Annotated in this window: 38 protein-coding genes and 1 pseudogene; 2 read left to right on the plus strand and 37 right to left on the minus strand. The window is 53.4% G+C overall.

Annotation, left to right across the window (positions count from 1 at the left end; translation table 11 throughout):
• Window positions 1-17: 17 nt before the first annotated feature.
• The 26 genes and pseudogenes from rpsM to rpsJ all read right to left on the minus strand — a co-directional run bounded on the left by rpsM (window position 18) and on the right by rpsJ (window position 12,242).
• Window positions 18-383, minus strand: a complete 366-nt coding sequence (gene rpsM, locus EKM95_RS00755; protein ID WP_125695922.1) for a 30S ribosomal protein S13 — start codon at window positions 381-383, stop codon at window positions 18-20.
• 30 nt (window positions 384-413) lie between these two features.
• Window positions 414-533 (minus strand): 50S ribosomal protein L36, encoded by a 120-nt coding sequence (gene rpmJ, locus EKM95_RS00760; protein ID WP_125570994.1) that lies wholly within the window; start codon window positions 531-533, stop codon window positions 414-416.
• Between the two features lie 50 nt (window positions 534-583).
• Window positions 584-802: a translation initiation factor IF-1 gene (gene infA / locus EKM95_RS00765; protein WP_125695923.1), complete on the minus strand. Its 219-nt coding sequence runs from the start codon at window positions 800-802 to the stop codon at window positions 584-586.
• Between the two features lie 148 nt (window positions 803-950).
• The gene (locus tag EKM95_RS00770) at window positions 951-1,607 is read right to left on the minus strand and encodes an adenylate kinase (RefSeq protein ID WP_125695924.1); all 657 of its coding nucleotides are present in this window, start codon (window positions 1,605-1,607) and stop codon (window positions 951-953) included.
• A 34-nt stretch (window positions 1,608-1,641) separates the two neighbouring features.
• Window positions 1,642-2,958, minus strand: coding sequence for a preprotein translocase subunit SecY (gene secY, locus EKM95_RS00775; RefSeq protein ID WP_125695925.1), 1,317 nt, complete (start codon window positions 2,956-2,958; stop codon window positions 1,642-1,644).
• Window positions 2,958-3,398, minus strand: a complete 441-nt coding sequence (rplO, locus tag EKM95_RS00780; protein WP_125695926.1) for a 50S ribosomal protein L15 — start codon at window positions 3,396-3,398, stop codon at window positions 2,958-2,960. Before rplO ends, secY begins: the two co-directional genes overlap by 1 nt.
• Before the next feature lie 27 nt (window positions 3,399-3,425).
• Window positions 3,426-3,611, minus strand: coding sequence for a 50S ribosomal protein L30 (gene rpmD / locus EKM95_RS00785; protein ID WP_125695927.1), 186 nt, complete (start codon window positions 3,609-3,611; stop codon window positions 3,426-3,428).
• 11 nt (window positions 3,612-3,622) lie between these two features.
• The gene (gene rpsE / locus EKM95_RS00790; protein ID WP_125695928.1) at window positions 3,623-4,129 is read right to left on the minus strand and encodes a 30S ribosomal protein S5; all 507 of its coding nucleotides are present in this window, start codon (window positions 4,127-4,129) and stop codon (window positions 3,623-3,625) included.
• A gap of 19 nt (window positions 4,130-4,148) precedes the next feature.
• Entirely contained in the window at window positions 4,149-4,517 is a 369-nt protein-coding gene (gene rplR, locus EKM95_RS00795; protein ID WP_164510034.1) for a 50S ribosomal protein L18, read from the minus strand.
• Between the two features lie 126 nt (window positions 4,518-4,643).
• A complete protein-coding gene (gene rplF / locus EKM95_RS00800; RefSeq protein WP_125695930.1) occupies window positions 4,644-5,174 on the minus strand; it encodes a 50S ribosomal protein L6 in 531 nt (176 codons plus the stop codon).
• Window positions 5,175-5,205: 31 nt separating this feature from the next.
• The gene (rpsH, locus tag EKM95_RS00805; RefSeq protein ID WP_125695931.1) at window positions 5,206-5,604 is read right to left on the minus strand and encodes a 30S ribosomal protein S8; all 399 of its coding nucleotides are present in this window, start codon (window positions 5,602-5,604) and stop codon (window positions 5,206-5,208) included.
• Between the two features lie 30 nt (window positions 5,605-5,634).
• Window positions 5,635-5,820, minus strand: coding sequence for a type Z 30S ribosomal protein S14 (locus tag EKM95_RS00810; RefSeq protein ID WP_125695932.1), 186 nt, complete (start codon window positions 5,818-5,820; stop codon window positions 5,635-5,637).
• A 13-nt stretch (window positions 5,821-5,833) separates the two neighbouring features.
• Complete coding sequence (rplE, locus tag EKM95_RS00815; protein WP_125695933.1) at window positions 5,834-6,376, minus strand: 50S ribosomal protein L5; 543 nt, start codon at window positions 6,374-6,376, stop codon at window positions 5,834-5,836.
• A gap of 89 nt (window positions 6,377-6,465) precedes the next feature.
• Window positions 6,466-6,768 (minus strand): annotated as a pseudogene (gene rplX / locus EKM95_RS00820) (50S ribosomal protein L24); the annotation flags it as partial.
• 29 nt (window positions 6,769-6,797) lie between these two features.
• Entirely contained in the window at window positions 6,798-7,166 is a 369-nt protein-coding gene (rplN, locus tag EKM95_RS00825) for a 50S ribosomal protein L14 (RefSeq protein WP_125695935.1), read from the minus strand.
• 32 nt (window positions 7,167-7,198) lie between these two features.
• The gene (rpsQ, locus tag EKM95_RS00830) at window positions 7,199-7,459 is read right to left on the minus strand and encodes a 30S ribosomal protein S17 (RefSeq protein WP_308440101.1); all 261 of its coding nucleotides are present in this window, start codon (window positions 7,457-7,459) and stop codon (window positions 7,199-7,201) included.
• 20 nt (window positions 7,460-7,479) lie between these two features.
• A complete protein-coding gene (gene rpmC, locus EKM95_RS00835) occupies window positions 7,480-7,674 on the minus strand; it encodes a 50S ribosomal protein L29 (RefSeq protein ID WP_125695937.1) in 195 nt (64 codons plus the stop codon).
• Window positions 7,664-8,098 carry a 50S ribosomal protein L16 gene (rplP, locus tag EKM95_RS00840; RefSeq protein ID WP_125695938.1) on the minus strand — a complete coding sequence of 145 codons (435 nt, stop codon included), beginning with the start codon at window positions 8,096-8,098 and terminating at the stop codon, window positions 7,664-7,666. Before rplP ends, rpmC begins: the two co-directional genes overlap by 11 nt.
• Before the next feature lie 3 nt (window positions 8,099-8,101).
• Window positions 8,102-8,770, minus strand: a complete 669-nt coding sequence (gene rpsC, locus EKM95_RS00845; RefSeq protein ID WP_125695939.1) for a 30S ribosomal protein S3 — start codon at window positions 8,768-8,770, stop codon at window positions 8,102-8,104.
• 13 nt (window positions 8,771-8,783) lie between these two features.
• A complete protein-coding gene (gene rplV, locus EKM95_RS00850; RefSeq protein WP_125695940.1) occupies window positions 8,784-9,137 on the minus strand; it encodes a 50S ribosomal protein L22 in 354 nt (117 codons plus the stop codon).
• Between the two features lie 17 nt (window positions 9,138-9,154).
• Entirely contained in the window at window positions 9,155-9,436 is a 282-nt protein-coding gene (gene rpsS / locus EKM95_RS00855) for a 30S ribosomal protein S19 (RefSeq protein ID WP_125695941.1), read from the minus strand.
• 37 nt (window positions 9,437-9,473) lie between these two features.
• Window positions 9,474-10,313 (minus strand): 50S ribosomal protein L2, encoded by an 840-nt coding sequence (gene rplB / locus EKM95_RS00860; protein WP_125695942.1) that lies wholly within the window; start codon window positions 10,311-10,313, stop codon window positions 9,474-9,476.
• 31 nt (window positions 10,314-10,344) lie between these two features.
• Window positions 10,345-10,629, minus strand: a complete 285-nt coding sequence (rplW, locus tag EKM95_RS00865; protein WP_125695943.1) for a 50S ribosomal protein L23 — start codon at window positions 10,627-10,629, stop codon at window positions 10,345-10,347.
• Complete coding sequence (gene rplD, locus EKM95_RS00870; RefSeq protein ID WP_125695944.1) at window positions 10,629-11,252, minus strand: 50S ribosomal protein L4; 624 nt, start codon at window positions 11,250-11,252, stop codon at window positions 10,629-10,631. The genes rplW and rplD overlap by 1 nt, the downstream gene beginning before the upstream one ends.
• 21 nt (window positions 11,253-11,273) lie before the next feature.
• Window positions 11,274-11,906 (minus strand): 50S ribosomal protein L3, encoded by a 633-nt coding sequence (gene rplC / locus EKM95_RS00875; protein WP_125695945.1) that lies wholly within the window; start codon window positions 11,904-11,906, stop codon window positions 11,274-11,276.
• A 27-nt stretch (window positions 11,907-11,933) separates the two neighbouring features.
• Window positions 11,934-12,242 carry a 30S ribosomal protein S10 gene (gene rpsJ, locus EKM95_RS00880; protein WP_125695946.1) on the minus strand — a complete coding sequence of 103 codons (309 nt, stop codon included), beginning with the start codon at window positions 12,240-12,242 and terminating at the stop codon, window positions 11,934-11,936.
• A gap of 372 nt (window positions 12,243-12,614) precedes the next feature.
• On the opposite strand from rpsJ, the gene EKM95_RS00885 reads away from it, so the two are divergent.
• Window positions 12,615-13,172: a cysteine hydrolase family protein gene (locus tag EKM95_RS00885; protein ID WP_164510035.1), complete on the plus strand. Its 558-nt coding sequence runs from the start codon at window positions 12,615-12,617 to the stop codon at window positions 13,170-13,172.
• A 140-nt stretch (window positions 13,173-13,312) separates the two neighbouring features.
• Here the strand turns inward: EKM95_RS00885 and EKM95_RS00890 are convergent, their stop codons facing one another.
• The 11 genes from EKM95_RS00890 to EKM95_RS00940 all read right to left on the minus strand — a co-directional run bounded on the left by EKM95_RS00890 (window position 13,313) and on the right by EKM95_RS00940 (window position 25,504).
• Entirely contained in the window at window positions 13,313-14,254 is a 942-nt protein-coding gene (locus EKM95_RS00890) for an ROK family protein (RefSeq protein WP_125695948.1), read from the minus strand.
• A 19-nt stretch (window positions 14,255-14,273) separates the two neighbouring features.
• On the minus strand, window positions 14,274-14,879 hold the full coding sequence (locus EKM95_RS00895) for a DUF624 domain-containing protein (RefSeq protein WP_125695949.1): 606 nt from the start codon (window positions 14,877-14,879) through the stop codon (window positions 14,274-14,276).
• A 102-nt stretch (window positions 14,880-14,981) separates the two neighbouring features.
• Complete coding sequence (locus EKM95_RS00900; RefSeq protein ID WP_225423101.1) at window positions 14,982-16,496, minus strand: type 2 periplasmic-binding domain-containing protein; 1,515 nt, start codon at window positions 16,494-16,496, stop codon at window positions 14,982-14,984.
• A gap of 190 nt (window positions 16,497-16,686) precedes the next feature.
• The gene (locus EKM95_RS00905) at window positions 16,687-17,589 is read right to left on the minus strand and encodes a carbohydrate ABC transporter permease (RefSeq protein ID WP_125695968.1); all 903 of its coding nucleotides are present in this window, start codon (window positions 17,587-17,589) and stop codon (window positions 16,687-16,689) included.
• Between the two features lie 18 nt (window positions 17,590-17,607).
• Window positions 17,608-18,468 carry an ABC transporter permease gene (locus tag EKM95_RS00910; RefSeq protein WP_225423102.1) on the minus strand — a complete coding sequence of 287 codons (861 nt, stop codon included), beginning with the start codon at window positions 18,466-18,468 and terminating at the stop codon, window positions 17,608-17,610.
• 153 nt (window positions 18,469-18,621) lie between these two features.
• Window positions 18,622-19,620, minus strand: a complete 999-nt coding sequence (locus EKM95_RS00915; protein WP_125695952.1) for a LacI family DNA-binding transcriptional regulator — start codon at window positions 19,618-19,620, stop codon at window positions 18,622-18,624.
• Between the two features lie 88 nt (window positions 19,621-19,708).
• Window positions 19,709-21,277: a glycoside hydrolase family 5 protein gene (locus tag EKM95_RS00920; RefSeq protein ID WP_125695953.1), complete on the minus strand. Its 1,569-nt coding sequence runs from the start codon at window positions 21,275-21,277 to the stop codon at window positions 19,709-19,711.
• 341 nt (window positions 21,278-21,618) lie between these two features.
• Window positions 21,619-23,709: an elongation factor G gene (fusA, locus tag EKM95_RS00925; RefSeq protein WP_125695954.1), complete on the minus strand. Its 2,091-nt coding sequence runs from the start codon at window positions 23,707-23,709 to the stop codon at window positions 21,619-21,621.
• A 120-nt stretch (window positions 23,710-23,829) separates the two neighbouring features.
• A complete protein-coding gene (gene rpsG / locus EKM95_RS00930; protein WP_125695955.1) occupies window positions 23,830-24,300 on the minus strand; it encodes a 30S ribosomal protein S7 in 471 nt (156 codons plus the stop codon).
• Window positions 24,301-24,351: 51 nt separating this feature from the next.
• Window positions 24,352-24,771 carry a 30S ribosomal protein S12 gene (rpsL, locus tag EKM95_RS00935; RefSeq protein WP_125695956.1) on the minus strand — a complete coding sequence of 140 codons (420 nt, stop codon included), beginning with the start codon at window positions 24,769-24,771 and terminating at the stop codon, window positions 24,352-24,354.
• A gap of 250 nt (window positions 24,772-25,021) precedes the next feature.
• Window positions 25,022-25,504: a GNAT family N-acetyltransferase gene (locus tag EKM95_RS00940; protein ID WP_125695957.1), complete on the minus strand. Its 483-nt coding sequence runs from the start codon at window positions 25,502-25,504 to the stop codon at window positions 25,022-25,024.
• A 150-nt stretch (window positions 25,505-25,654) separates the two neighbouring features.
• Here EKM95_RS00940 and EKM95_RS00945 point away from each other — a divergent pair, with 150 nt between their 5' ends.
• Window positions 25,655-26,152, plus strand: coding sequence for a hypothetical protein (locus EKM95_RS00945; protein WP_125695958.1), 498 nt, complete (start codon window positions 25,655-25,657; stop codon window positions 26,150-26,152).
• Window positions 26,153-26,160 lie beyond the last annotated feature (8 nt).

Here is a 26,160-nt window from a genome sequence, read left to right on the forward strand (position 1 = left end):
AAATTTACCTCCCTTGATTATTTCTTCTTCCCGGCAATGGTAACTTTCTTACCTTTTCGGGTGCGTGCGTTGTTCTTGGTGTTCTGACCGCGAACAGGGAGCCCGCGACGATGACGAATGCCGCGATACGAGCCGATTTCCTGCAGGCGCTTGATGTTCAGGCTGACTTCACGACGCAGGTCGCCTTCAACTTTAACGTTGTCGACAGCTGCACGGATCTTGTCTTCCTGGTCAGGCGTCAGGTCTTCTTCCTTGACGTTTTCAGGAACGCCGGCCTCTGCCAGAATCTTCTGCGCAGTGGTCTTGCCGATCCCGAAGATGTAGGTCAAGGCGATTACGATTTGCTTACCACGTGGTAAGTCAACACCAGCGATACGAGCCATGTAGATGACACCTCCTATTTATTAAGTGAATTAAGACCCTTGGCGTTGCTTATGCTTCGGGTTGGCAGAGCAAATGATCATGACGCGGCCTTTGCGGCGTACGACTTTGCAGTGCTCACACATCTTTTTTACAGATGGACGTACTTTCATGATTAAGCCTCCTCAGGAAACGTCCCAGGCGAACCTGGGCATTCTGGCAATTACTTGAAGCGGTAGGTGATCCGGCCCTTGGTCAGATCATAAGGCGACAGCTCCACGGTCACCCGGTCGCCAGGCAAAATACGGATGTAATGCATCCGAATCTTCCCTGAAACATGGGCGAGAATCGTCGCGCCGTTTTCAAGTTCGACTTTGAACATCGCATTTGGAAGTGTATCCGATACGGTGCCCTGAATTTCAATGACGTCGTCTTTTGCCACTAAATATTCCTCCTAAATGATGGGTTGCAATGTAAAACGCGCTAAAAAGGGCGAGGCCACTGGCACTCACCGCACATACCGCGATATTGTACCATAATTTCTAGACTTTGAAAACAGTCCGCGAGGCGGTGCAAAAGACATCAGTCGTCTACTTTGCCACAGTGGCCAGAATTTTGTTGATTTCTGCAAATACCAAGTCGATGTCTTGGTCCCCGTTGACTGAGAAAAGCAGATCGCGCTGCTTGTAAAAGTCGAGAAGCGGGGTGTTCATTTCGATATTGACCTTGATGCGGTTCTTGACCGTTTCAGGCTTATCGTCTTCACGCTGGAAGAACTCGGTGCCGCCGCACCGGTCGCACACACCCGGCACTTTGGTCGGGTTGTACAACTTGTGGTAAGTGGCGCCGCAAGTCTTGCAGATGAAGCGGCCGGACAGGCGATCGATGAGGACGCTAGGTTCAACATCGATGTTGATCACCGCGTCAAGCGGCTTGTTCAGGTCTTTGGTGATCGTCTCGAGCGCTTCCGCCTGAGCAATCGTCCGGGGAAAACCATCCAGCATGTAGCCCTGGTCGGTGTCTTTTTCCTGCAGGCGATCCTTGACGATGCCGTTGGTCACATCGTCAGGCACCAATTGGCCCTTGTCGATGAACCCTTTTGCTTCAAGGCCAAGCGGGGTCTTCGCAGCCATCGCTGCGCGGAACATGTCGCCGGTCGAGATATGGGCGATCGGGTAGGCGTCTTCAATACGTTCCGCCTGTGTCCCCTTGCCCGCGCCGGGCAGCCCCATTAAGATCAGATTCAATTTTCTTCCTCCTAAAGCGAAGTGGAAAACGCGATCAGTCCTTCGTCAGGTCGCCCTGGATGAAGCCGACATACTCGCGCTTCATCAGCAAGCCGTTCAACTGACGGACAAGTTCGATCGCTGTCATGACCACGATCAAAAGGCTGGTACCGCCAAGCCCAATGGACTGCGGCAGGCCCCAGATGTTCGCAGCAAGCTGCGGCATCAGCGCAACCAGACCCAAGAACAGCGCCCCCACCGTGGACAGCCGGATCAGAAGTGCAGAGAGATACTTCTCTGTTTCCTTACCAGGCCATACACCGATGATGTAACTGCCTTGCTTGGTCAGGTTCTCGGCCACCTTTTCTGGGTTGACCTGAACGAAGGCATAGAAGAAGGTGAATACAACGATCAAGACGGTGTAGATGATCGTGCCAACCGTCGTCTGCATGTTGAAGATGTTGGACAAGGTCTGATACCAACCAGCATCTTTGAACTTGCTTTGCAGGCCCATCAAGATGGTCTGCGGGGTGACGATGAAGGAACTGGCGAAGATCACTGGGATGACCCCAGCCACGTTGATCTTCAACGGCAGGTAGCTTTCACTGCCAGTCGCCGCAACGCGCCGCGTGTATTGAATCGGGATCTTGTAGTTCGCTTGCTGGACCCAGGTCACAAAGGTCACAACGATCAAAATGAGGACGATCAAGGCAAGCAGGAAAAATGCCCCCTTGATGTGGTCGCTCGTTTCACCGCGCAACAGATTGTCATTGATCAGCGATAAGAACCCGCTTGGGAGGCGGGCAATAATACCCGCGAAGATGATCATCGACACCCCATTGCCGATGCCTTTGTCCGTGATCTGTTCGCCCATCCAGGTCAGCAGCATGGTGCCGCCGGTCAGGATGATCCCGATCTGGACATAAGTCATTGCTGTCGGGGCGCTTGTCAGCAAGCCGTTTTGGCTCAGTGCCTGGAAACCGGCGGTGATGCCGATCGCCTGGAAGAAGCCGAGGAAAATGGTCAGGTAACGGGTCCATTGGTTCAGCTTACGCCGGCCAACTTCGCCTTGCTTGCTCCATTCCACGAACTTCGGCACGATGTCCATTTGCAGCAATTGAACCACGATCTGCGCCGTGATATATGGTGAAACCCCCATAGAGAAAATCGAGTATTGCGCCAGTCCCCCACCACTTACAGTGTCAAACAGGGGAACCAGCCCGCCTTTACTCAGGCCGGCGATCGCACCTGCATTCACACCTGGAACTGAAATCTGAGCACCGAGTCGATAAACCAATAAAACGCCGAGCGTGAAGAGGATCTTATTGCGGATCTCTTTGACTTTGAGCGCATTGATGAGGGTTTTCAGCATTAGATCACCTCGAGAGAACCGCCTGCCGCTTCGACAGCCGCCTTCGCAGCTTCAGAAGCTTTGTTGACTTGGATCGTCAGCTTCTTATCAAGCGAGCCATTGGCAAGCAACTTGATGCCGTCATACTCTTTCTTGATCAAGCCGCTTTCGACCAAAAGTGTCGGGGTGACTTCAGTTCCTTCATCAAACCGGTTGAGGTCGGCGACGTTGATAACGGCGTAGACTTTGCGGTTGATATTCTTGAACCCGCGTTTTGGCATCCGGCGGAACAGTGGCATCTGGCCACCTTCAAAGCCGAGACGCGTCTTACCGCCTTGGCGGGCCAGTTGGCCTTTGGTCCCTTTACCGGCCGTCTTACCCTGACCGCTGGAAGTCCCGCGGCCCAGGCGTTTGCGATCACGACGAGAGCCTTCGCTTGGCTTTAATTCGTGCAATTTCATACTCTAGGCACCTCCTTGTGGAAAGATTTAGTCCTTGATCTCCTCAACGGAAACCAGGTGGGAAATTTGGAAGATCGCACCGCGAATTGCGGCATTGTCAGGCTTAACGACGGTGCTGTTCACACGGCCAAGGCCCAGCTCTTTAACGATCTTGCGCTGCTTCGGCAGGCGATGAACTGCACTGCGAGTCAGCGTGATTTTTAATTGTGCCATGGTTCGCCCTCCTAATCTTGTTGCAACTGCGATACGGACAAGCCCCGCAGCTCCGCAACTTGTTCGACGGTCTTCAATTGCTTGAGGCCTTCCATGGTCGCGCGGATCATGTTGATCGGGGTGTTACGGCCCAGCGACTTGCTGGTGACATCAGAGATGCCGGCAAGTTCCATGACCGAACGGACGGCGCCGCCAGCAGCGACCCCGGAACCTTCAACGGCCGGCTTAAGCAGAACTTCGCCAGCGCCAAAGTGGCCGATCACTTCATGAGGGATCGTGGTGCCGACGATCGGTACTTCGATCAAGCTCTTCTTAGCGTCTTCGACCGCTTTGCGAATCGCTTCTGGCACTTCTTGCGCCTTGCCGGTACCGAAACCGACATGGCCGTGCTTATCGCCAACGATGGCGATCGCTGCAAAACGCAGACGGCGGCCACCTTTGACAACTTTGGTGACGCGGTTGATCGCAACAACGTTGTCTTCGAGGTCCAGTTGGTTTGGATCGATATATGTTGCCATGTATTGGTGTTCCTCCTTATTAGAATTCAAGGCCGTTTTCACGTGCTGCTTCAGCTAAAGCCTGCACGCGACCATGATAGAGGTAACCACCACGGTCAAAGACGACAACTTTTTTACCAGCGGCGACAGCACGCTCCGCGACCAGCTTGCCAACTGCGACAGCTTGGTCGGTCTTGTTGTCATCGGCTGAAACTTCTTTATCAAGAGTGGAGGCACTTGCTAGCGTCACACCCGCTACGTCATCAATTACTTGCGCGTAGATGTTTTTATTTGAACGAAAAATGTTCAAGCGTGGGCGCTCGCTCGTACCAGAGATCTTACCCCGGACACGTGCGTGACGACGTTGCCGAGTTTTGTTCTTATCTGGCTTGGAAATCACAATGTTCACTCCTTTGAATGGGTTGCATTTGACGATGTGCCTGAGAGGTCGGACCAGCCAGGTCACGCGGCCAAATGCGCGGCGCGATCCAATAGATGACGCCGCAATATTTTAAATGTGCGGTGAAGGTGAGAATTACTTCCCAGTCTTCCCTTCCTTACGACGAACAACTTCATCCGTATAACGGATCCCTTTGCCCTTGTAAGGTTCTGGTGAGCGAACGGCACGAATCTCAGCCGCAAACTGACCAACTTTTTGTTTTGAAATGCCGTGCAGCAAAATGTTTGTTGTCGCAGGCACTTCAATTGTGATGCCTTTTGGCGCTTCCATCTCAACGGGATGGGAGTAACCAACGGCAAGGACCAGCTTATCACCCTGCATTTGTGCACGATAGCCGACCCCGACCAAGGTCAACGATACGGTGTAACCGTCTGTTACGCCGATGACCATGTTGTTCAGGTTCGCGCGGGTCGTGCCGTGCAGTGCCTTGAAGCTGTCATCAGGGCGTGTGAAAGTAATTTCACTGCCGTCTTGATGCATTTCGATTTCAGGGGCAAAGGCGCGAGTCAACTCGCCCTTCGGCCCTTTAACGGTGATGTTGTTACCATCCTTGGTGACCGTAACACCGGCCGGGATGGTGATCACTTTATTCCCAATACGACTCACTGGTGGGCACCTCCTTTAATGATTTAGCGTTTTACCAGATGTAGGCGAGCACTTCGCCGCCAACGTTCTTTGCCCGTGCTTCCTTATCGGTCAAAACACCGTTGGAAGTGGAGATGATCGCGATGCCCAGGCCATTGAGGACCTTCGGCACAGCGTCAGCTTTGACATAAGAGCGCAAGCCTGGCTTGGAGATACGCTTCAAACCGGAGATGACACGTTCGTTGTTCTTCCCATACTTAAGGAAGATCCGGATCATGCCTTGCTTGTCATCTTCAATGACTTCGTAGTCACGGATGAAGCCTTCCCGCTTGAGGATCTCAGAGATATCTTTTTTCATCTTTGATGCAGGTACGACGAGTGATTCGTGACGAACCATGTTGGCGTTACGAATCCGGGTCAAATAATCTGCGATTGGATCGGTCAGGACCATTGATTTAACCTCCTTTGACTTGGTAGTGATTTACCAGCTAGCTTTACGCATGCCAGGAATCTGGCCGGCATGTGCTAATTCACGAAGGCAAATCCGGCAGAGTTTAAATTTACGATAAACGGAATGCGGACGGCCGCAACGCTGGCAGCGAGTGTATTCTTGCACTGCGAACTTTGCAGGCCGGCTGTTCTTAACGATCATGGACTTCTTAGCCAAGTAGCGGACCCCCTTATTTCGCGAAAGGCATGCCGATTTGCGTGAGCAATTCGAGCGCCTCTTCGTCAGTATTAGCAGTGGTTACGATGACAACGTCGAGGCCGCGAACGCGGTTGACCTTATCATAATCAATTTCAGGGAAGATCAGTTGCTCCTTGACGCCCAGGGTGTAGTTCCCACGGCCGTCGAAGGACTTGGCAGAGATCCCATGGAAGTCACGAACACGTGGCAAAGACACGTTGATCAGCTTGTCGAGGAAGTCATACATCCGCTCGCCGCGCAAGGTGACCTTGGCGCCGATGGACATGCCTTCACGCAGGCGGAAGTTCGCGATGCTCTTCTTGGCCTTGGTGATCAGTGGCTGCTGGCCGGAGATCTCACGAAGCTCTTCAACAGCTTCGTCCAAGTTCTTGGCATTTTGCGTCGCATCACCGACACCCATGTTCAGAACGATCTTTTCGACCTTAGGTGCCTGCATCGAGCTCTTGTAGTTGAACTTCTTGATCATAGCCGGTGCGATCTCTTTGGTGTAGCGTTCCTGTAAACGGTTAGTCATGCTAGTTTAGTCCTCCCTTCCTCTTATTTTGCATCCTTGTCGCTGTCGTCTTTGGCTTTTTTGTCGTCCTTAGACGGCTTTGCCCCTTCGATCACAGCGCCGGACTTCTTTGCGACCCGGACCTTCTTGCCATCCTTCAGATCAGAGCCGATGCGGCTTGGCTTGTTAGTCTCTGGATCAAGCAGCATCACGTTGGACACGTGAATCGCCGCTTCTTTGTCCACAATACCGCCCTTTGGGTTGGTATTGCTTGGCTTTTGGTGTTTCTTGATCATGTTGACGCCTTCGACAATGACCTTGTCTGTGTTGAACAGCACTTTGATCACTTTGCCTTCTTTGCCAGCGTCTTTACCGCGCATGACCCGAACGGTATCACCAGTTTTGATTTTCATGAGTTGCACCTCCTATTTGCTCAGAATGATTACAGGACTTCGGGCGCTAAGGAAACGATCTTCATGAAATCGCCGTCACGCAGTTCACGTGCCACTGGTCCAAAGATACGAGTTCCCCGTGGGCTCTTGTCAGCATTGATGATGACTGCGGCATTTTCGTCGAACTTGATGTACGACCCGTCTGCGCGGCGGGCACCAGACTTCGTGCGAACGATGACCGCTTTGACGACATCATGCGCTTTGACAACGCCACCTGGTGTAGCCTGTTTTACAGTTGCAACAACGATGTCACCGATGTTACCGGTCTTGCGGTAAGAACCGCCAAGCACCTTGATCACCAGCAACTCGCGAGCGCCGGAATTATCCGCCACTTTAAGACGACTTTCTTGTTGAATCACGGGTTGGTCCTCCTTTCATCACGATAATAAAATCAGATCTGAACTGCCTTTTCGACAACTTCCAATAAACGGAAACGCTTATTGCGAGACAGCGGACGAGTTTCCATGATACGAACGACGTCGCCGACCTTAGCGGTATTGTCTTCGTCATGTGCGTAGTACTTCTTAGAATACTTCACACGCTTGCCGTATACCGGGTGCGTCTTGGTCGTGTTGACTTCGACGGTGATCGTCTTGTCCATTTTGTCCGAGACCACGAGGCCTTGATAAACCTTACGATGATTACGTTCCAAGGTAAATGTCTCCTTTCCGATTATTTATTGAGTTCTTGCTGCCGAAGGACCGTCTTGATCCGCGCGATGTTCTTGCGGACCTGCTTCAACCGGGCAGTGTTTTCCAGCGAGCCGGTCGCTTGCTGGAAGCGGAGGTTGAACAGTTCTTCCTTATATTGCTTCTCTTTGTCGAGCATTTCAGCAGTCGACAATGCAGTGATCTCTTTAGCCTTCATTAGATTGCCCACCTACTTCCTCGCGTTTAACGATCTTTGTGCGAATCGGGAGCTTGGTAGAGGCCAAACGCAATGCTTCATGTGCGACTGCAGCTGGCACGCCAGCAACTTCGAACATGATCTTTTCGCGCTTAACAACTGCGACCCAACCGGACGGGGCGCCTTTACCATTACCCATACGAACGCCGACACCTTTGCTGGTGTAGGACTTTTGAGGGAAAATACGGATCCAAACTTTCCCGCCACGCTTCATGTAACGAGTCATCGCAACACGGGCGGCTTCGATCTGACGGTTAGAGATCCAGTGCGATTCAAGGGCTTCAAGGCCATATTCCCCAAAGCTGACTTCCTTGCCGCCTTTAGCGGCACCGCGCATCTTCCCACGGAATTCGCGACGGTGTTTTACACGCTTAGGTACTAACATGGATTATTTGCCTCCCTTCGCATTTTTTGGCTGACGATTTGGCTTGTCAGGCAAAACTTCACCGCGGTAGATCCAAGTCTTGACCCCGATCTGACCATAGGTGGTGCGAGCTTCCTGCCAGGAGTAATCGATATCCGCACGCAGGGTGTGCAGCGGAACGGTCCCGTCGGCATAGTGCTCACGACGCGCCAGGTCCGCACCGTTCAAACGGCCGGAAGCCTGGGTCTTGATCCCTTTGGCGCCGGCACGCATGGTACGCTGCATCGCCTGCTTCATCGCACGACGGAACGCAACACGCTGCTCAAGTTGTTGGGCGATGCTTTCGCCGACCAGCTTGGCGTCAAGGTCTGGTTTCTTGATCTCGACAATGTTGATGTGAACTTTACGGCCAGTCAGGTCGTTCAGTTCTTTGCGCAAACTCTCAACTTGCACGCCGCCCTTGCCGATGACCATGCCCGGCTTGGCAGTGTGGATGGAGATGTTGACGCGGTTAGCAGCACGCTCGATCTCGATGGTCGAAACAGAGGCGTCTGCAAGCTTCTTGTTAATGAATTCCCGAATCTTGATATCTTCGTGAAGGAAGGAAGCAAAGTCTTTTTCTGCGTACCACTTTGCGTCCCAGTCACGGATCACACCGACACGGAAACCGATTGGATTGATTTTCTGACCCACGCGTTATCCCTCCTTACGCTTCTTTTTCGGAGACGACCACTGTGATGTGGCTTGTCCGTTTGTTGATCGGAGATGCAGAGCCCTTTGCTCGCGGACGGAACCGCTTGAGGGTCGGCCCCTCGTCAACATAAGCTTCGCTGACGAAGAGGTTTTGTGCATCTAAGTCGTAGTTGTGTTCTGCGTTCGCGATCGCGGACTTCAGAACTTTTTCGATGATTGGAGAACCCGCACGTGGCGTGAACTCCAGAATCGCGATCGCCTCAGCGACGTCGTGACCACGGATCAGGTCAATGACGAGGCGCGCCTTGCGAGCTGCGATTCGAACGGTTTTAGCCGTTGCTTTAGCAGATTGAATTTCTTCAGCCATGAATCATTTGCTCCTTTCTAGCGTGCTTTGGACTTCTTGTCGTCAGTGGCATGTCCACGGAATGTCCGAGTCGGGACGAATTCGCCAAGCTTGTGCCCAACCATGTCTTCAGAGACATAAACTGGTACGTGCTTGCGACCATCATAAACGGCGATGGTGTAACCGATAAAACTCGGGAAAATAGTCGAGCGACGAGACCAAGTCTTGATGACTTGCTTCTTTTCGCTGTCCGCCTGCGCTTCGATCTTCTTCATCAGATGAGCGTCGGCGAAAGGTCCCTTTTTAAGACTGCGACCCATTGTGTGACCTCCTTTATTCGATGTGATTCAGAAATGATCACTTGTTCTTGCGATGACGTACGATGAACTTCTCGGACTTGGCCTTGTGGTTCCGGGTCTTCTTGCCCAAGGTCTTCTTGCCCCATGGGGACAGAGGAGATGGACGGCCGATCGGTGCTTTACCTTCACCACCACCATGAGGGTGATCGTTCGGGTTCATAACAGAACCACGGACTGTCGGGCGGAAGCCGAGCCAGCGTTTGCGACCCGCCTTACCAATGCTGATCAGTTCGTGCTGTTCGTTACCGACAGCGCCGATGGTCGCACGGTTAACGGCGAGGATCATCCGTACTTCACCAGAGGACAGCCGCACGGTGACATACTTGCCATCATCGTTTTTACCCAGAAGCTGTGCATAGGTCCCAGCGGAACGTGCCAACTGGCCGCCCTTGCCAGGCTTGAGCTCAACGTTGTGAATCGTCGTGCCATCAGGGATGTTCTTCAGCGGCAGGGTGTTGCCGACTTTGATATCAGCGTCTGCGCCAGAAACAATCTTGTCGCCGACCTTCAATCCCTTAGGTGCCAGGATGTAACTCTTGACCCCATCGTCATAGTGCAGCAATGCGATGTTCGCGGTACGGTTTGGATCGTATTCGATCGCCTTGACCGTCGCCGTCACGCCGTCTTTTTGCCGCTTGAAATCAATCACCCGATAGAACTGCTTGTTACCGCCGCCACGATGACGGACCGTGATGTGACCATGCGCATTACGGCCAGCGGTGTGACTCTGGCTTTCAAGCAAGCTCTTCTCAGGGCGCTTGTTGGTGATCTCAGCGAAGTCGGAACCGGACATGTTGCGCCGGCCGTTGCTCGTTGGTTTGTATTTAATAATCGCCACGTTTTTTCCCTCCTAGTCGTAAATTTTGGTGCTAGTTTTCGAAGATCTTGATTTCTTTTGAATCGGCAGTCAAGGTCACGATGGCCTTGCGCCGCTTGCGGGTCAGACCAACAAAGTTGCCCTGACGCTTCTTTTTGCCGCGAACGTTCGCGATGTTGACCTTGGCCACCTGGACGTCGAAGATCTCTTCAACGGCGCGGCGAACCTGAGTCTTGTCAGCGTCACGCGCAACTTCGAACGTATACTTACGATCGTCCATCTGGTTGCTCGTCTGTTCGGTCACGATCGGGCGCAAAATGATGTCGCGTGCTTCCATTATGCGAGCACCTCCTCGATCTGCTTGAGCGCGGATTGGGTCAGGATCAGTTTGTTGTAGTTCACAACATCCAATACGTTGATCCCATCTGCTGGGATGACTTTGACGTTTGCCAGGTTGCGAGCGGCAAGAACGGTGTTGTCATTGCCGGCTTCAAGAACGACCAGCGCCTTTTCATTGACGTTCAATGCGTTCAAGCTGGCTGCAAAATCCTTGGTCTTCGGTGTGTCGAAGCTGAATGCATCGACAACGACCAGTTCTTTGTCCAACACCTTCTGGGAAAGCGCCGACTTGATTGCCAAGCGACGGACCTTCTTGTTGATGCTGTAAGCGTAAGAACGTGGGGTCGGGCCAAAGACGATCCCACCGCCACGCCACTGTGGGCTACGGATGGAGCCCTGACGCGCACGGCCGGTCCCCTTTTGGCGCCACGGCTTCTTGCCGCCGCCGGAAACAGCGGAACGGTTCTTAACAGAATGCGTCCCTTGACGAAGGGAAGCGCGCTGCATCACGACTGCGTCAAACAAAACGCTGTCGTTCGGTTCGATTGCCCAGATGGTATCGTTAAGATCAACGGTGCCGTTTTCCGAGCCATCTTGCTTGAATAAAGTAATGTTAGCCATTGGTTATGTCCTCCCTTCGAATTATTTAGCAGCCTTAACGGCACTGCGAATCGTCACGAAGGACTTATTCGCACCTGGGACATTGCCCTTGATCAAGATCACATTGTGCTCAAGATCGGTGGAAACAACGCTCAAGTTCTGCATGGTGCGGGTATGGTTACCCATCCGCCCTGGCAGCTTCTTGCCTTTGAAGACTTTGTTGATGATCGCCCCGAGCGAACCAGGACGACGGTGGTAACGTGAGCCGTGAGCCATAGGGCCGCGGGACTGACCATCTTTTTTGATGTTTCCCTGGAAACCGTGACCTTTAGAGATCCCGGTGACATCCACGATATCGCCAGCTGCAAATTCATCAGCCTTAACTTCCGCGCCGACCTTATAATCATCAAGCGCTACATCGCGGATCTCCTTAATGAAGCGCTTAGGGGTCGTATCCGCCTTTTTGGCGTGACCGACGCTTGGCTTATTGCTAAGCACTTCACGTTTGTCGCCGTAGCCGAGCTGAACTGCTTCGTAGCCGTCACTTTCAACGGTCTTGACTTGCAGGACGATGTTCGGGGTGACGTCGATAACGGTAACTGGGACCAGTTCGCCGTTGTCTGTGAAGACTTGCGTCATGCCAATTTTCTTACCTAAGATTCCTTTACGTGCCATGGGTACACCTCCTATTTCTGTTGGATTTTAGAGTTTGATCTCAATATCTACGCCGCTTGGCAAGTCGAGCTTCATCAAAGCGTCGACCGTCTTCGGTGTTGGGTTAACGATATCGATGAGTCGCTTGTGCGTACGCATCTCGAACTGTTCACGAGAATCCTTGTACTTATGCGGTGAACGCAGCACCGTGTAGATGGTACGTTCTGTCGGCAACGGGATCGGACCCGAGATCTCAGCGCCTGTGCGCTTCGCGGTGTCGACGATCTTGTCTGCTGACTGATCAAGAATCCGGTGTTCGTAAGCCTTGAGCCGGATGCGAATCTTCTGTTTTGCCATTGTGTGACCTCCTTCGTCTATTATCATTTAGTAGACTAGCTCCGTGAGAATTATCCGACGCGCTGCCGTGGCAAAGCGGCCGGGCGTGTCGCAACCTCTCACATCCACGCTACCTGGCCCAGTCTTGGGCCAAAAGTGCATAGTAACCCAGCTAGATTACACAGCACTCCTGATAGTATACAGAAAAGGTCCCGGTGATACAAGGTTTTTCGTGTGTTCTCATGGTTTTTTTCACACGGCGCGGTTGTGGGTCGCCCCTGCCTGGCAGATCCGAGCAGGCGGCTAGATAAAATTGGCGAGTCGCGCGTGAAAATTCCAAGGCATCTGTCTTGACACCATTCTGCCTACCCGCTAGCATGAACCTAAAAGGAGCTGATTCAGTTGTCTGAAGCCTTATTGATCATCGATTACACCAATGATTTCGTCGCCCCAACCGGCGCGCTTACGGCCGGCCCAGCTGCCCAGGCGATCGCCCCGCGCATCGTCGAGCTCGCCGAGACCTTTGCCGCACGCGGCGACTTTGTCTTTTTGCCCACCGACTTGCATGAACCTGGCGACCCATATCATCCTGAAACTGCGCTGTTTCCGCCGCATAACGTGGCCGGCAGTTGGGGCCGCGAGTACTATGGCCCGCTTGCGCCATGGGTGGCTGCCCATGCGAACGCTGCCAACGTGCGTCCATTTGCTAAGACCCGCTATTCGAGTTTTGCCGGCACCCCACTTGATCTGTGGCTCCGGGAACGCGGCGTCGAGCAGCTCCATTTGACCGGTGTGTGCACGGATATCTGCGTGCTACACACGGCGGTGGATGCGTATGACCTGAATTACCCGCTGATCATTCACCAAGACGCAGTGGCGACGTTCAAGCCAGGCAGGCAGGACTGGGCGCTCGATCACTTTAAAACAGTCTTGAATGCCACGCTCGTATGAACACGGCTATTATATAGGAAGAAATGGCATCGGCGGCAAAAAAAGCCCGTCAGCTGCGCGAGGGGGATCGCGTGCTGCCGGGCTTTTGCGTCTCGTAAACGGATGGTAGTGACTGCGGTTAGGGAGCCACAGTCAGGGAATCAGGGTTGCTGCAATTTGCGGCGGATGCCGTAAGCCGCACCGATCAGCCCCGCATCATTGCGCAGCTTGGCGGTCTTCACGCGGCCCAGTGCCGTATCTTTGATGCGGTCAAGGCTTTCGTGGCGGGCCAAGTACTCGTTGATTGTGGCCTGAAGCTCCTTCATGAAGCGGTCATTAGCGGAGATGCCGCCACCGATCAGAATCAATTCAGGATCGAAATCGGCAAACAGGTTCAACAGCATGATGGTGACATCCTGCTTGAACTCATTGACGATCCGTTCGGCGAGCGTATCGCCGTTCCAGGCCCGGTCCAGGATCACCCGCGCGTCGCCGATCAGCTCGGCATCCGCATTGACCTGCTGGCAGGCCAAGTTGTAACGTCGCACTAGGCCGGCCTGAACCGCCCCGCGTTGATTGATCGACTGGGCCTCAAGTGGCAAGGTCAGGTCGATGTCATGCGTGATGTTCCAGCCAAACTCGCCGGCCATGCCATGCGCGCCACGGTAGACATCCCCATTGATGATGATGCCACCACCGACGCCTGTGCCCAGGACGATGGTCAGATAATCGTCGACATTTTGGGCATTGCCCAGCCACTGCTCCGCAATGGCGGCCGCATTGGCATCATTTTCCACGGTGACAGGAAGGCCCGTCGCGGATTCAAGGGTCGCTGCCAGCGGAAAGGCATTAAAGGCTTGAATCGCGCCACCGGTGACCATGAACCCATCACGGCGGACGATGCCAGGCGCGGAGATGCCGATGCCGGCAATGTCGGCTTGGCCGCGAAACTGAGTGACCACTGCCACAAGTTTGTCGATCATCGCCTCGGCGTCATGCTGATCGGTGTCGAAGGCGGCCTTGTCTGTGATGGTCCCTTCGTCATCGACGATCGCATATTTGACGGTCGTCCCGCCGATATCAAAGCTTACATATTTACTCATACTTACCATCCATTTCTGTTTAATACTGCGCAAAGACACGCTCCAGCATCGCGCACTGCAGGTACCCAGTCAGCGAAAAGCCGAAGAAGACCCAGAGGAACAGCAATTTCCACTGAAAGATCGGGACGTAGATCGTGATGATCACCGTGAGCATGAAGATCACGATCGACTCGATCACGTTTTGGAGGCTCAACGTCAACGCATTTTTCAGCGTCTGGCCAATGCCAGCTTCATATCTCGCCGATAAGGGGAAAAGATACCCGCTCATCAGCAAGATCATGGCTAACACCAGCAGCAGCGGCACCATGACCAGGATGCTGGCCTTCACCTGCACCGCGATCCACCAGATGAGCAAAAACAATGCGGCGAGACTGGCCACCAGTAGCAACCACAGCCCGATCGTTTTTTTCCACTCCTGGCGATACGCCTGCCAAAAAGTCGCCCACAAGCCACCGAGTTCATGACTGCGTAATTTGAACAACACGGTGTACATTGCGGTCAAACTTGCGCCGACTGTGACCAGTGGCAAGCTGCCCAATAGCACCAGCAAGTTGAGCTCGAGCAGAATCGTGCCGGTGTTGAGGATCTTATAAAGCCGGCCGTCTGTTGAAAATAGTTGTTTCATCGGAGGCGCTCCTTTCTGGTGACTTGGCGCAGTATCAAAGGCCGTCTGTCACAACAAAAGGCCATGACCATGTTGCCGTCACAGCCTCTTGTGTCACAAAGATCAGTTTTCGCCTAACTTCTTCTGGTTCTCTTTGATCTTCTCGTTACGTGTCTTGTTGATCTGGTCGATGTTGTTGTCCTTCTGGAATTGCTTGTACTTATTCAGGACACTATCAAATTCGGCCTTATCCTTGGCACGAATCAAGGAGACCATGGTCGTGCTCCAGTTCGTCTGAATCGCGGAGTAAGCACGAGACTCTTGGGTCCCAGGATCCGGGGCAATGTTTTCGATGTCGAACTGCGGTGTCAGATACTTTTGACCCCACTTTTGCATCTGCCAAACAGCCTGAACGTAGGAATCCTTGTTCAATGCCTTCCACTTATCATGACTCATCAGGAAGAACTCGCCAATGCGGTACTGGTTCTGCCATGCAGAGGCATCTTCAGATTGAACCTTGGCAGCCTTAGCCGTCCACTTGACTTCGCCATTGGCATCCTGGGTATAAGTTTCCCCCTTGATCCCGTAGTTCGTCAACATCTGACCGCGGTCGCTCAACAGATATTCAAGCACTTGGGTGGCCTTGGATGGGTTCTTGGTCTTGTTGGAAACATAAGTGATCGTGAAACCGGAAATGCCGGCCTGGCTCAAAGTCCGTTCGCGGCCTTCAGTGGAGCTGATTCCTTCGATCGCTTCATAGGCTTTGTTCTTGTCCTTGGACATCCAGGTCTGCAGGTTGGTCCCGTGGTTAACGTCGGAGCCAAGCATCATGGTCGCATACTTACCAGCGTTGATCTTTTCGTTGAAGGCGTTGGAGTCATCGGTGAAGGAGTCATCGGAGATGTTGCCATCAGCGTGGACTTCACGGAAGGCTTCGAGCCACTTCAAGTAGTCTGGATCCAGATCGCGGTCATAGAACTTACCGGCTTTGGTGATCGGCACACCGAGCATATCCTGGACAACGTTTTCCAGTGAGCTGTTGGCCCCGGAAAAATCGTTGAAGCCAAATGGAATGAGCTTCGGGAACTTTTCCTTGATGGCTTGCATCCCCTTGACGAAACCTTCAGGAGTGGTGAAATCCTGATCGCCAATCGCTGCCAGCACGTCTTTGCGGATGACAAACGCATCACGTGGCGCGATATCGCCAGACTTGTAATCGGCTGCCGTGTTGGAATAGCTCGGGTAGCCATAAGTCTTGCCGTCGCTGAGCTTGTACCAGTTCAGGGTATCCTTTGCGGCGTACTTCATGAAGGCTGGATCGTAAGCTTTGGACAGGTCCTGCAGGGAATAGGCCCACTGGTTAGCCGTCCGTGCCACTTTTGAGTTCGGATCAAAGATCGTGATCAGATCCGGCATGCTGCCAGAAGCAAAATAGGTGTTGAGTTTGGTGTCATCCCCGGTCACGAACTTAATGTCCACGTTCAGGTCCTTTTTGATCTGCTTGGTGACCATATCCTTGCCGAATGATTTGTTCCACCAATCCGCGTTCACGTACCAGGTCAGCTTTTGGTTCTTACGCGTGTCTTTTTTCCAGGCAGGCGTGCTTGCTGTCGGCACCTTGTATGGCGCTTTTGGCATGTTGCTGCTACCTTTTGATGAAGACGAGTTTGAAGAGCCGCCGCCACATGCTGTGAGCGCAACGGCCGCTAGAGCGACTACCCCTAATCCTGCTAGCTTCTTGTGCCAATTCAACTTCATTAAAAACATCTCCCTTAACTCCAATAATGAGTTCTCTAACGCATCTGCCACTGACATGAGCCAGCGCTTATCACTCTTTGACAGCCCCTAACATTGTCCCGCTGACAAAGTAACGTTGAACGAATGGATACAAGATCAAAATAGGAACGATCGTGATCATGATTGTCGCAAGCTGCACCCCCCTTGAAGTTGTATTGATCGCGACGGCGGCTTTTAGGCCTGTGGTTGATGCCGCTTGTGATTGAACGATGAGGTTGTACAGACGCATCTGAAGTGGATACAGGCTTTCATTGGTGACATAAAGCTTTGTCGTCATGAAGTCGTTCCACTGCCACACGCCATGGAACAAGGCGATCGTGGCAAGCGATGGTTTGGACAGTGGCAAGATGATCGAGAAGAACACGCGCCAATCAGACGCGCCGTCGATTCGAGCTGATTCTTCCAGCGACTCTGGCACCTGGCGGAAGAAGTTCATCAAGATGACCACATCGTAATAGGAAAACAGGGCGGGAATGATGTAGACCCAGAAGCTGTCAAGCAGCCCCAAGGACTTAATCAATAAGTACGTCGGGATCATCCCACCGGAGAAGAACATCGTCACGATGCCCATGGCCGAGTAGAGCTTGCGACCTTTGAGGGACCGCTTGGACAGTGGATACGCGACGATCGCACAGAACAAGGTATGTGCAACGACGCCGACCGCCGTTTTCAAAACAGAGATGAAAAACGACTGCCAAATACCGGAATCTTGGAAAACCGCGCGGTAATTATCAAGCGACAGGGACTTCGGCCAGAAGATGAAGTTTCCGTTGCTCAGCGCATCGGATGTCGCAAATGAGGAGATCAAGATGTTCCACATCGGAACAATGATGATCACAGTGAAGATCAAGAGAATCGTCGCGTTGATGATGTTGAAGGTGCGCGAACCATGTTTGACGCGGCTCTGCTTTGGTGCTGCTTTTTTGCTTGTCATTTCCATGCTGCACCCTCCTTACAAGACCGACTGGTTGTCGTTGAGTTTCTTCGTCGCCGTGTTGGTAATGATCAACAAAATGACGGAGATGATCGACACCCCGAGGCCAACAGCTGTCGCATAGGAGAAATCCCCCTGCGTCAGCCCAACGCGATAAACATAGGAATTGATAACTTCCGCTTTTGGCTGGTTCTGCGAGTTCATCAAGACCAAGGTCTGATCCAGGTTCGAGTTGAACAGCCCGGAAACAGACAGGATCAGGTTCAACGCGATGATGTTGGTGATCTCGGGAATGGTGATGCTCCAGATCTGACGGATCTTAGAGGCACCATCCATTTCGGCCGCCTCGTAATACGTTGGATCGATGCCAGCCATGGTGGCGAGATACAAGATCGTCCCCCAGCCGGCTTCCTTCCAGACATCCGACCAAGCCGCGATGTTCCAGTATTTGCCAGCATCCAGCAGGTAGTTGCCGTGTGCATTGATGCCAATGAACTTCAGCACCTCGTTGATCAGGCCGTTGGTGGACAGCCAGTTGATCAACATCCCGCCCAAGATGATCCAGGACAGAAAATGCGGCAGATAGGTGAACGTCTGCACGATCTTCTTGAACGGCGCCCACGGAATCTCATAGATCATGACGGCCAAGATGATCGGTAAGAAGAATTCGACCGTCAGCTTGATTGCCGAGATGCCAACCGTGTTCCACACGCTTTCCCAGAAATACTTGTCGGCCATGATCGCCTTGAAGTTATCCAGGCCGATCCACTGCGCGCCGCCGATGGTATCGGTGACGGAGTACTGCTTAAATGCTAACGACAGACCATAGATCGGAATGAAGTTGAAGATGATCATGAAGATGACGCCCGGCAAGATCATGGTCTGCAGCTGCCACTGCTTGCCAAATCCGCGGAACCACCGCTTCGTCTTCTCACCGATCCCTGGTTTTACGACTTTCTCCCTTGTTTCCACCAGAAACACCCCTTTTAGTAGCATAAAAACGTTTTTATTTTAACGCCTAAAAAATTTCGCTTAATGCTTTGCAAAACCCGTCGAGTCACGAATGACGAGTTCGCCATCCAACACCTGTTCCGTGCCACCGACGCGGCCATTGATCATCGCAAGCAGCTCGTCGACTGCCAGGATGCCCTGACGCGCGATCGGGTTGCGGACCGTGGTCAACGCGGGCCGGAAATACTGGGAGATCTCGATGTCATCAAACCCCATGACTGAGAAATCTTCCGCCACTTTATATCCCAAGCTGACGATTGCCTTCATCGCCCCAATGGCGGATAGGTCATTCCCGGCAAGAAACGCAGTCGCGGGTTCATCCGCATAATGCAGGTAGGACTTCACCGCGTTGTAGGACGCTTCCTCTTCGAACAACCCAGACAAAACAGGCATCTCATCGCTGTTGAGGCCTGCTTCTTCGATGGCCTGCTTGAACCCTGCGTAGCGCAAATGGCTATCGTGGTTGTTCTCGTAGCCGGCCAGGAAGCCAAGGCGCCGATGACCGAGGTTGAGGAGGTACTTCGTCGCCTCATACCCTTCCGCCTGAGAGTTGAAGATAAAGCTGCTCATCTTAGGCCCATGCGCCGGTCGGTCCAGCAGCACGGTCGGGACTGAATGCATCAGGATCTGCTGAATGTCGTCATCGTTGATCATATGTTCAAAGATGATCGCCCCATCGACGACATTGCCTAAGATGTTGTTCATCAACGTTTTGTGGTCACTTGGCACAATGACCTGCATGCCGTAGCCGAGTTTGGCAACAGCCCGCGAGATCGCCTCGACCAACACATAGAAATAAGGACCGGACACACTGTCTGTGAAGAAGCCGAGCATCTTCGTCTCACCGGAGCGCAGCTGCTTACCCATGAGGTTTGGCACATAATTCAATTCTGCGGCCGCTTTGAGCACGCGCTGCTTGGTTTCCGGAGTCACCACGTTCACGCCATTCAAGGCATTGGACACGGTTGAGATCGAGACGTTAGCCAATTCCGCCACGTCTTTGATGGTTTTTTTCTTCACGACGATCACCACACATAAAAACGTTTTTATTTATATTCTTAAGATACCACGGGCCATTTGTTTTGGCAAGCGCTTTCACGAAACTTTTTTAAAAAGTCACAGTGAGCAAGCTGGCTTCCCCTGCGCTGACGGCGATCGTCAGCACATCATCCGCCGAATTTGCGGGCATCGTAGCCGTTGCGGTATTGCCACCGACGGTAAAAGTGATGGTCTCCCCATTGAGCTGTGCGGTGATCACAGCGTCCTTTGCCTCATGTAAGGCGATTGCCAGCTGCCACGGTGCCTTGTGCAGCGGCGTCAGGTAGGTCACGGATTCGTCAGGCGTCAGGGTCAGGACGAAGCGGTCCCAGTGGCTGTCGAAGCCAAAATTAGAAGGCTGCGGCTCGGCGATCGCGGTGACGGTCATTGGCGTCGTAATTCGGTAGCCATCGAAGTTCTTCGGCGCATTCCCCCCCTGGCAGTCGGCATCACGAAAATCGGTCGCCCGCAGTGTCATGCCAGCCGTCCGCAAGATAGAAGCATCCACATCCGGATTGCGCTCGCAGTTGACCAGCGCCATGTTCAAGAGGAGCTGTTCAAACGTCGCCGCGGCCTCGGCGTAACCGGGATGCACGCCGCCTTTGACATAGGCAATGATCGCATCCCAGCCGGCCGGCGTTTTGACGGTCACGCTGCCGTTGCGCTTACCCATTTTTTTATACGGCCAGAAGCAATAGCCGATGTTCGCATCCGTGCAAAATTGGGTCAGTGCGCTGTACCATTGCGGCTTGTTTTCCCCTGTTTCGCCAAGCCACAGCGGCACGTTCAGGCGGTCGCGAAGCTCAAGCCACGGCGTGAACTGCGCCTTTTCTGGGAAGCCGCCGTAGCGATGGAAATGGATGACCATGTTCTCGTCAAAGACATGGGTGAAAACACGCGGGTCAGAGGCCCAGTGATGCCCTTCCAGACTGAATAAGTGGGCCTGATCCACCTGGCGAACGGCCGCAATGGTGGTCTCATAAAACGCAGCCAGCCGCGGCAGAAGGCGATCATAATCGACCAGCGTGCCAGTTGCCGGGCGAATCGGCTCGTTCAGCAGGTCATACCCGCCAACGACTGGGTCGTCCTTGAACCGCCGCGCGATCTCCGCCCATAATGCGACGCCCTTATCGAATTGGTCCTGATCCACAAACAGCCGCGGAATCTCGGCCATCGCGTTGTCGATGTTTGCCCCAGTCTGCCCGCCTGGCGCGGCATGCATGTCGAAGATCACATACAGATCCGCCGCCCGGCACCAGCGCACCACATCCTCGAGGTACTGAAAACCGGCCTCTTTGAAGTGGATTCCAGGCCCTTCTTCAAGAAACAGCGCGGCATCAAAGGGCAGCCGGATGCTGTTGTAGCCTTGATCCTTGATATATTGCACATCCACCTGGGTGAAAAAGACCTGGCGAAAACGTGGCCAAAACTCAGCGGCTTTTTCCGGCCCAAGCAGCTCTGCGATGCGCGCCTCAATGCGCCGCGGGCGGTCGAAGTTGTGTGCGCCTTGCGACTCCCACATATAGCCTTCCGGAAGCAGCCAGTTGCCAATGCCCCATCCTTGCAGAATCACTGGGCCTGCATCGTTAAAAACGTCTTGCCCTTGCCTTCGCAAAAAGCCCTGAACAGTGTTTTCCATCTATTCTTCCCCTTTCTTGCAGGTGTTCCCTGCTGTCAAGGAAGAGTATAACCGATTGCAGCCAAAATAAAAACGATTTTTGCAACCGGTTGCACGACATTGATTGTCTGAGACACCATGGAAAATAGACGGAAAGCGCGCCGCATCACGCTCTTGGAGAGGTGTGCGGGCCCGCACCAGCGGCAAAAAAGAAATTAGCCCGGCAGATAACTGCCCGCTGAGAGTCACATTGACTGTTTTTCCGCAGATGTGCACGAATACCAGCCTGCGCCGACTTTTTGAAGCAAAGAAAAAGCCCCGCCTCAGCTTGCACTGAGACGGGGCTTGTCCAGCAGCCCGGCTTACGCCTGACCGCCGTTCTTCTTGATGATCTCTTCCTGGATGCTCTTCGGAACGGCCTCGTAGTGGTCGAACGTCATGGTAAACGTCCCACGACCCTGTGTGGCAGAACGAAGCGTCGTCGCGTAACCGAACATTTCGGCCAGCGGCACCTGAGAGTTGACGAGCTGGGCATTACCACGCGCTTCCATGCCTTCGACACGGCCGCGACGAGCAGTGATCTGGCCCATGATATCACCGAAGTATTCTTCAGGGGCAACGACTTCAACGTGCATGATCGGTTCAAGGATCACCGCACCGGCAGCCTTAGACGCATTGCGCAAGGCAAGAGAAGCCGCAACCTTGAAGGCTGCTTCCGATGAATCGACTTCATGGTAAGACCCATCATAGAGTTTTGCCTTCACGTCGATCAATGGGTAGCCAGCCAAGACACCATTTTCCATGGCTTCCTTCAGGCCCTGTTCAACAGCTGGGATGTACTCACGCGGAACCACACCACCGACAATGGCATCTTCAAATTCGAAGCCCTTGCCTTCATCGTTCGGGGTGAACTCGACCCAAACATCACCATACTGACCTTTACCACCAGACTGGCGAACGAAGCGCCCTTCTGCGGAAGCCTGCTTGGTGAAGGTCTCACGATACGCAACTTGCGGCTCGCCGATCTTCGCGGCAACCTTAAATTCACGCTTCATTCGATCGACCATGATGTCCAAATGGAGCTCGCCCATGCCGGCGATCAACGTTTCACCAGTTTCTGGGTTGGTCTCAGCCTTAAAGGTCGGGTCCTCTTCAGAAAGCTTTTGAAGCGCAACATCTAGCTTGTCACGATCTTCCTTTGAATCAGGCTCGATGGAGACCTGGATAACTGGTTCTGGAATCTCAAGGGATTCAAGAATCAGCGGGTGATCGACATCGGTCAGAGAATCACCAGTGGTGGTGTTCTTCAGACCGATCGCCGCAGCAATATCCCCGGAGAAGACTTCTGGAATCTCTTCACGGTGATTACTGTGCATCTGCAGCAAACGACCGACACGTTCACGGTTGTTCTTGGAAGCGTTCAGGACATACGAGCCCGCTTCCAAAGTCCCACTGTAAACACGGATGTAGGTCAAACGACCAACAAACGGGTCTGTGGCGATCTTGAAGGCCAGGGCCGCAAAACTCTGGTCGTCGCCGGCGCGCAGTTCAACTTTGTCACCGGTGTCAGGATCCGTCGCGTTGTAAGGACGAACATCTAGCGGAGATGGCAGGTAGTCGATGACGGCGTCAAGCAACATCTGCACACCCTTGTTCTTGAAGGCGGAGCCCGCAAGCACAGGGTAGAAGTCGAGGTTCAAGGTCGCCTTACGAATCGCAGCCTTGATCTCGTTCTTGGAGATTTCTTCGCCTTCGAGGTACTTGTCCATGATGCCATCGTCAACGTCGGCAACGGCTTCGATCAACTCGTTATGAGCCTTTTCAGCCGCTTCCTTGTAGTCGTCAGGAATATCGACAACATCCCACTCGGTCCCGAGCGCATCTTCGTCGTACAGGTCGGCCTTCATTTCGATCAGGTCGATGACGCCTTTGAAGTTGTCTTCGGCCCCGATCGGCAACTGAACGGCATGGGCGTTAGCACCCAGGCGATCGTGAAGGGTCTGGACAGAGTACTGGAAGTCCGCGCCGATCTTATCCATCTTGTTTGCGAAAACAAGCCGCGGAACGCCGTACGTGGTGGCCTGACGCCAAACATTTTCAGTCTGCGGTTCAACACCAGACTGGGCATCCAAAACGGTGATCGCACCATCCAAGACACGCAGGGAACGTTCAACTTCGATCGTGAAGTCCACGTGTCCTGGGGTATCGATGATGTTGATCCGGTGATCCTTCCAGAAGGCCGTGGTCGCAGCACTGGTGATGGTGATCCCACGTTCTACTTCCTGGGCCATCCAGTCCATCTGCGAAGCCCCATCATGAGTTTCGCCGATCTTATGAATCTTCCCCGTGTAGTACAAAATACGTTCGGTCGTCGTGGTCTTACCAGCATCGATATGGGCCATGATCCCAATGTTGCGGGTCCGGTCGAGTGAGAATTCTCGCTTGTTGGCCATGTGAAAAGTTAACTCCTCTCTGTTTTCATTTCTGATTGGTTCGGTTTACTGAAATTATGTGGCAGGATAAAACAATTGGCTACTATATGCCAAGGTGCGGATATAATAGCCAAAAGCATCTTACCAACGATAGTGAGCGAACGCGCGGTTGGCATCAGCCATCTTATGCGTGTCTTCACGTTTTTTGACCGCAGCGCCGGTGTTGTTAGCGGCATCCATGATCTCACGCGCAAGGCGTTCGTCCATGGTATGCTCCCCGCGCTGACGGGAATATTGCACGATCCAACGAAGGCCCAGGGTCGTCCGGCGGTCTGGCCGCACTTCGATCGGGACCTGATAGTTAGAACCGCCGATACGGCGAGCTTTAACTTCGAGGACCGGCATTACGTTCTTCATCGCTTGTTCAAAAACATCAAGCGGCTCGTTGCCGGAATCTTTTTTAATGATATCAAACGCATCATACAGAATGGTCTGTGCCTTACCGCGCTTGCCGTCGATCATCAAGTGGTTGATCAGGCGGGTCACCAGCTTGGAATTGTACACTGGATCAGGTAAGACGTCGCGCTTTGAAACACTGCCTTTACGTGGCATGCTGTTTGCCTCCTCTTAACTTTTGTTTTCGCAATTGCGAAAATGATCGAATTACTTCTTGCTCTTTGGCTTCTTGGCACCATATTTCGAGCGACCCTGCATACGGCCGTCAACACCGGCAGTATCAAGCGTCCCACGGATGATATGGTAACGAACACCAGGCAAATCCTTTACACGACCGCCACGGATCAGAACAACACTATGTTCCTGCAGGTTATGGCCGATGCCCGGGATGTAAGCCGTCACTTCGATCAAGTTAGACAGACGTACACGAGCATACTTACGCAAAGCGGAGTTAGGCTTCTTCGGGGTCATTGTCCCGACACGAGTGGCCACCCCACGCTTTTGCGGAGCTGGATTGTTGGTCAGAGACTTCTTCATGCTGTTGTAACCGAAGTTCAACGCAGGAGAATCTGACTTGGTAACTTTAGATTTACGACCTTGACGCACCAATTGGTTAATGGTAGGCATTCTAAGGTTCCTCCTTCCTGATTTTGGTAATGCTGTAAGTCCACACATCCAGGCGGTTCATTTTTTGTCATAAAAAAACGGCCGCGCAGGCAATGAACTGGCAATTCACCAGTTCACAGACCAACGGCCCGGACAAACTGGAAAACGCACATTTGATAGTGTACTATCCCTGCCCCGACGTGTCAAGGTCGCGCGCCCAAAAATCGCGGTGGCGGCCCGTTTTTCACCAGCCACATCTGATTGTGTCAGGCTAGAGCTCACGTCGCATCAACTGCACGGCAAAGGGCTGGCCGTTGATCTGCGCAGTCGCGTCGCCAAATGCCGTAAAGCCCATTGCCTGCCAAAAACCGCGGGCGTTTGGATTGTTCGCGAGCACCGCCAGCGTCAAGCCCTGCACGCCGCGCTTTTTGGCGTCAGCCACCAACTGCTTCACGACCTGAGTGCCCCAGCCCTGGTGATGTTCGGCGATCAGAAGCAGGCCGATGTAATCCGTCTTGGCGTCGGGGTAGCCGTGCAAGAGATCGAGCACGCCGCGCACCTCTTTGCCATCGCGAATCAGCGCGAATAACTTGCGAGTCGAAGCAATGCCATCTGGCCGCGTCGCGAGATCCCGGCGCACACTGGTGGCGGTCGGCACCTCCTGGGTCAGGTCAAAATAGGCCTGATTGGCTTGATACACAGTCAGAGCCTGCTGCAACTGGTATTCCTGAGTGATCGGGTCAAAAGTGAGCATCGATAAATCCCTCCTTGATCAGGATACGCGTTGGCCAAGGCGGACGCAATGGCGGGCTGCCACCTTTTGTTTGCGGTCACCGCACGTCTCTTTGTTCATTTGCGAAATCTTTTGATGAACCAAGCGACGAACTCAGAGTGGAGGTGCGACATGTTTTTTCTTGCAAAGATCATCCTTGCGATCACGCTCGGTATCCACGGCCGCGCCCTGTGGCATACAAAATGCTGGCGCTGGCTGGGGACAGTCCTGGTCCTCCCGCTGCCGTGGCTGGATCTTTGGGGTCTCGCGTTATGGGCCGGCCTCGGCCATGCCGCGCTTGCCGATGCCCACCGCGGCAGTGTAGCGGCCTGGTGGCTCGATACCTGGGCGCTGGGCATGCTGGTCTGGCGCTGGCAATCGCTGCTGACACCGACCTGGTGGCTGATCGTTGGCGGCTTCGTGCTGCTCACGCGTTGCGGCTGGCTCGGCAGTGCCGACACTGTGATCTTAGCCGTTGTGGCTGCGTGCTGGCCGCCACTTGTTGTTGCCTGGTGGCTGTTGATCGCCTGTGCGTTTGGACTGGTGCAAAGCCGTCTCTTTCAAAGTCGCGAGATCGTGTTCATCCCCGCCATGGCAGTGGCATGGGGCTTGCTGGCGGTGTGGGTCTAGTGCACAAA

Origin of the sequence: Lacticaseibacillus yichunensis, from assembly GCF_003946405.1 — a bacterium.
GTDB lineage: Bacteria > Bacillota > Bacilli > Lactobacillales > Lactobacillaceae > Lacticaseibacillus > Lacticaseibacillus yichunensis.

Bases quoted from the DNA above. Each gene is read 5' to 3' on its own strand.
- rplC (WP_125695945.1), bottom strand. From the start codon at position 11,906: ATGGCACGTAAAGGAATCTTAGGTAAGAAAATTGGCATGACGCAAGTC.
- rpmC (WP_125695937.1), bottom strand. From the start codon at position 7,674: ATGAAGGCTAAAGAGATCACTGCATTGTCGACTGCTGAAATGCTCGAC.
- rpsL (WP_125695956.1), bottom strand. From the start codon at position 24,771: ATGCCTACCATTAACCAATTGGTGCGTCAAGGTCGTAAATCTAAAGTT.
- rpsM (WP_125695922.1), bottom strand. From the start codon at position 383: ATGGCTCGTATCGCTGGTGTTGACTTACCACGTGGTAAGCAAATCGTA.
- rplW (WP_125695943.1), bottom strand. From the start codon at position 10,629: ATGGAAGCACGCGACATCATTTTGCGCCCGATCGTGACCGAACAGACG.
- fusA (WP_125695954.1), bottom strand. From the start codon at position 23,709: ATGGCCAACAAGCGAGAATTCTCACTCGACCGGACCCGCAACATTGGG.
- rpsS (WP_125695941.1), bottom strand. From the start codon at position 9,436: ATGGGTCGCAGTCTTAAAAAGGGACCTTTCGCCGACGCTCATCTGATG.
- secY (WP_125695925.1), bottom strand. From the start codon at position 2,958: ATGCTGAAAACCCTCATCAATGCGCTCAAAGTCAAAGAGATCCGCAAT.
- EKM95_RS00900 (WP_225423101.1), bottom strand. From the start codon at position 16,496: ATGCCAAAAGCGCCATACAAGGTGCCGACAGCAAGCACGCCTGCCTGG.
- rpmJ (WP_125570994.1), bottom strand. From the start codon at position 533: ATGAAAGTACGTCCATCTGTAAAAAAGATGTGTGAGCACTGCAAAGTC.
- rpsE (WP_125695928.1), bottom strand. From the start codon at position 4,129: ATGGCAACATATATCGATCCAAACCAACTGGACCTCGAAGACAACGTT.
- rpsH (WP_125695931.1), bottom strand. From the start codon at position 5,604: ATGGTCCTGACCGATCCAATCGCAGATTATTTGACCCGGATTCGTAAC.
- rplO (WP_125695926.1), bottom strand. From the start codon at position 3,398: ATGAAATTGCACGAATTAAAGCCAAGCGAAGGCTCTCGTCGTGATCGC.
- rplV (WP_125695940.1), bottom strand. From the start codon at position 9,137: ATGGCTGAAGAAATTCAATCTGCTAAAGCAACGGCTAAAACCGTTCGA.
- EKM95_RS00945 (WP_125695958.1), top strand. From the start codon at position 25,655: ATGTTTTTTCTTGCAAAGATCATCCTTGCGATCACGCTCGGTATCCAC.
- EKM95_RS00940 (WP_125695957.1), bottom strand. From the start codon at position 25,504: ATGCTCACTTTTGACCCGATCACTCAGGAATACCAGTTGCAGCAGGCT.
- rplP (WP_125695938.1), bottom strand. From the start codon at position 8,098: ATGTTAGTACCTAAGCGTGTAAAACACCGTCGCGAATTCCGTGGGAAG.
- rpsJ (WP_125695946.1), bottom strand. From the start codon at position 12,242: ATGGCAAAACAGAAGATTCGCATCCGGCTCAAGGCTTACGAACACCGG.
- EKM95_RS00905 (WP_125695968.1), bottom strand. From the start codon at position 17,589: ATGACAAGCAAAAAAGCAGCACCAAAGCAGAGCCGCGTCAAACATGGT.
- rplD (WP_125695944.1), bottom strand. From the start codon at position 11,252: ATGGCTAACATTACTTTATTCAAGCAAGATGGCTCGGAAAACGGCACC.
- rpmD (WP_125695927.1), bottom strand. From the start codon at position 3,611: ATGGCACAATTAAAAATCACGCTGACTCGCAGTGCAGTTCATCGCCTG.
- EKM95_RS00890 (WP_125695948.1), bottom strand. From the start codon at position 14,254: ATGAGTAAATATGTAAGCTTTGATATCGGCGGGACGACCGTCAAATAT.
- EKM95_RS00920 (WP_125695953.1), bottom strand. From the start codon at position 21,277: ATGGAAAACACTGTTCAGGGCTTTTTGCGAAGGCAAGGGCAAGACGTT.
- EKM95_RS00895 (WP_125695949.1), bottom strand. From the start codon at position 14,879: ATGAAACAACTATTTTCAACAGACGGCCGGCTTTATAAGATCCTCAAC.
- rplE (WP_125695933.1), bottom strand. From the start codon at position 6,376: ATGACTAACCGTTTACAGGAACGCTACACCAAAGAGATCGCACCGGCT.
- EKM95_RS00910 (WP_225423102.1), bottom strand. From the start codon at position 18,468: ATGATCTTGCCGGGCGTCATCTTCATGATCATCTTCAACTTCATTCCG.
- rpsG (WP_125695955.1), bottom strand. From the start codon at position 24,300: ATGCCACGTAAAGGCAGTGTTTCAAAGCGCGACGTCTTACCTGATCCA.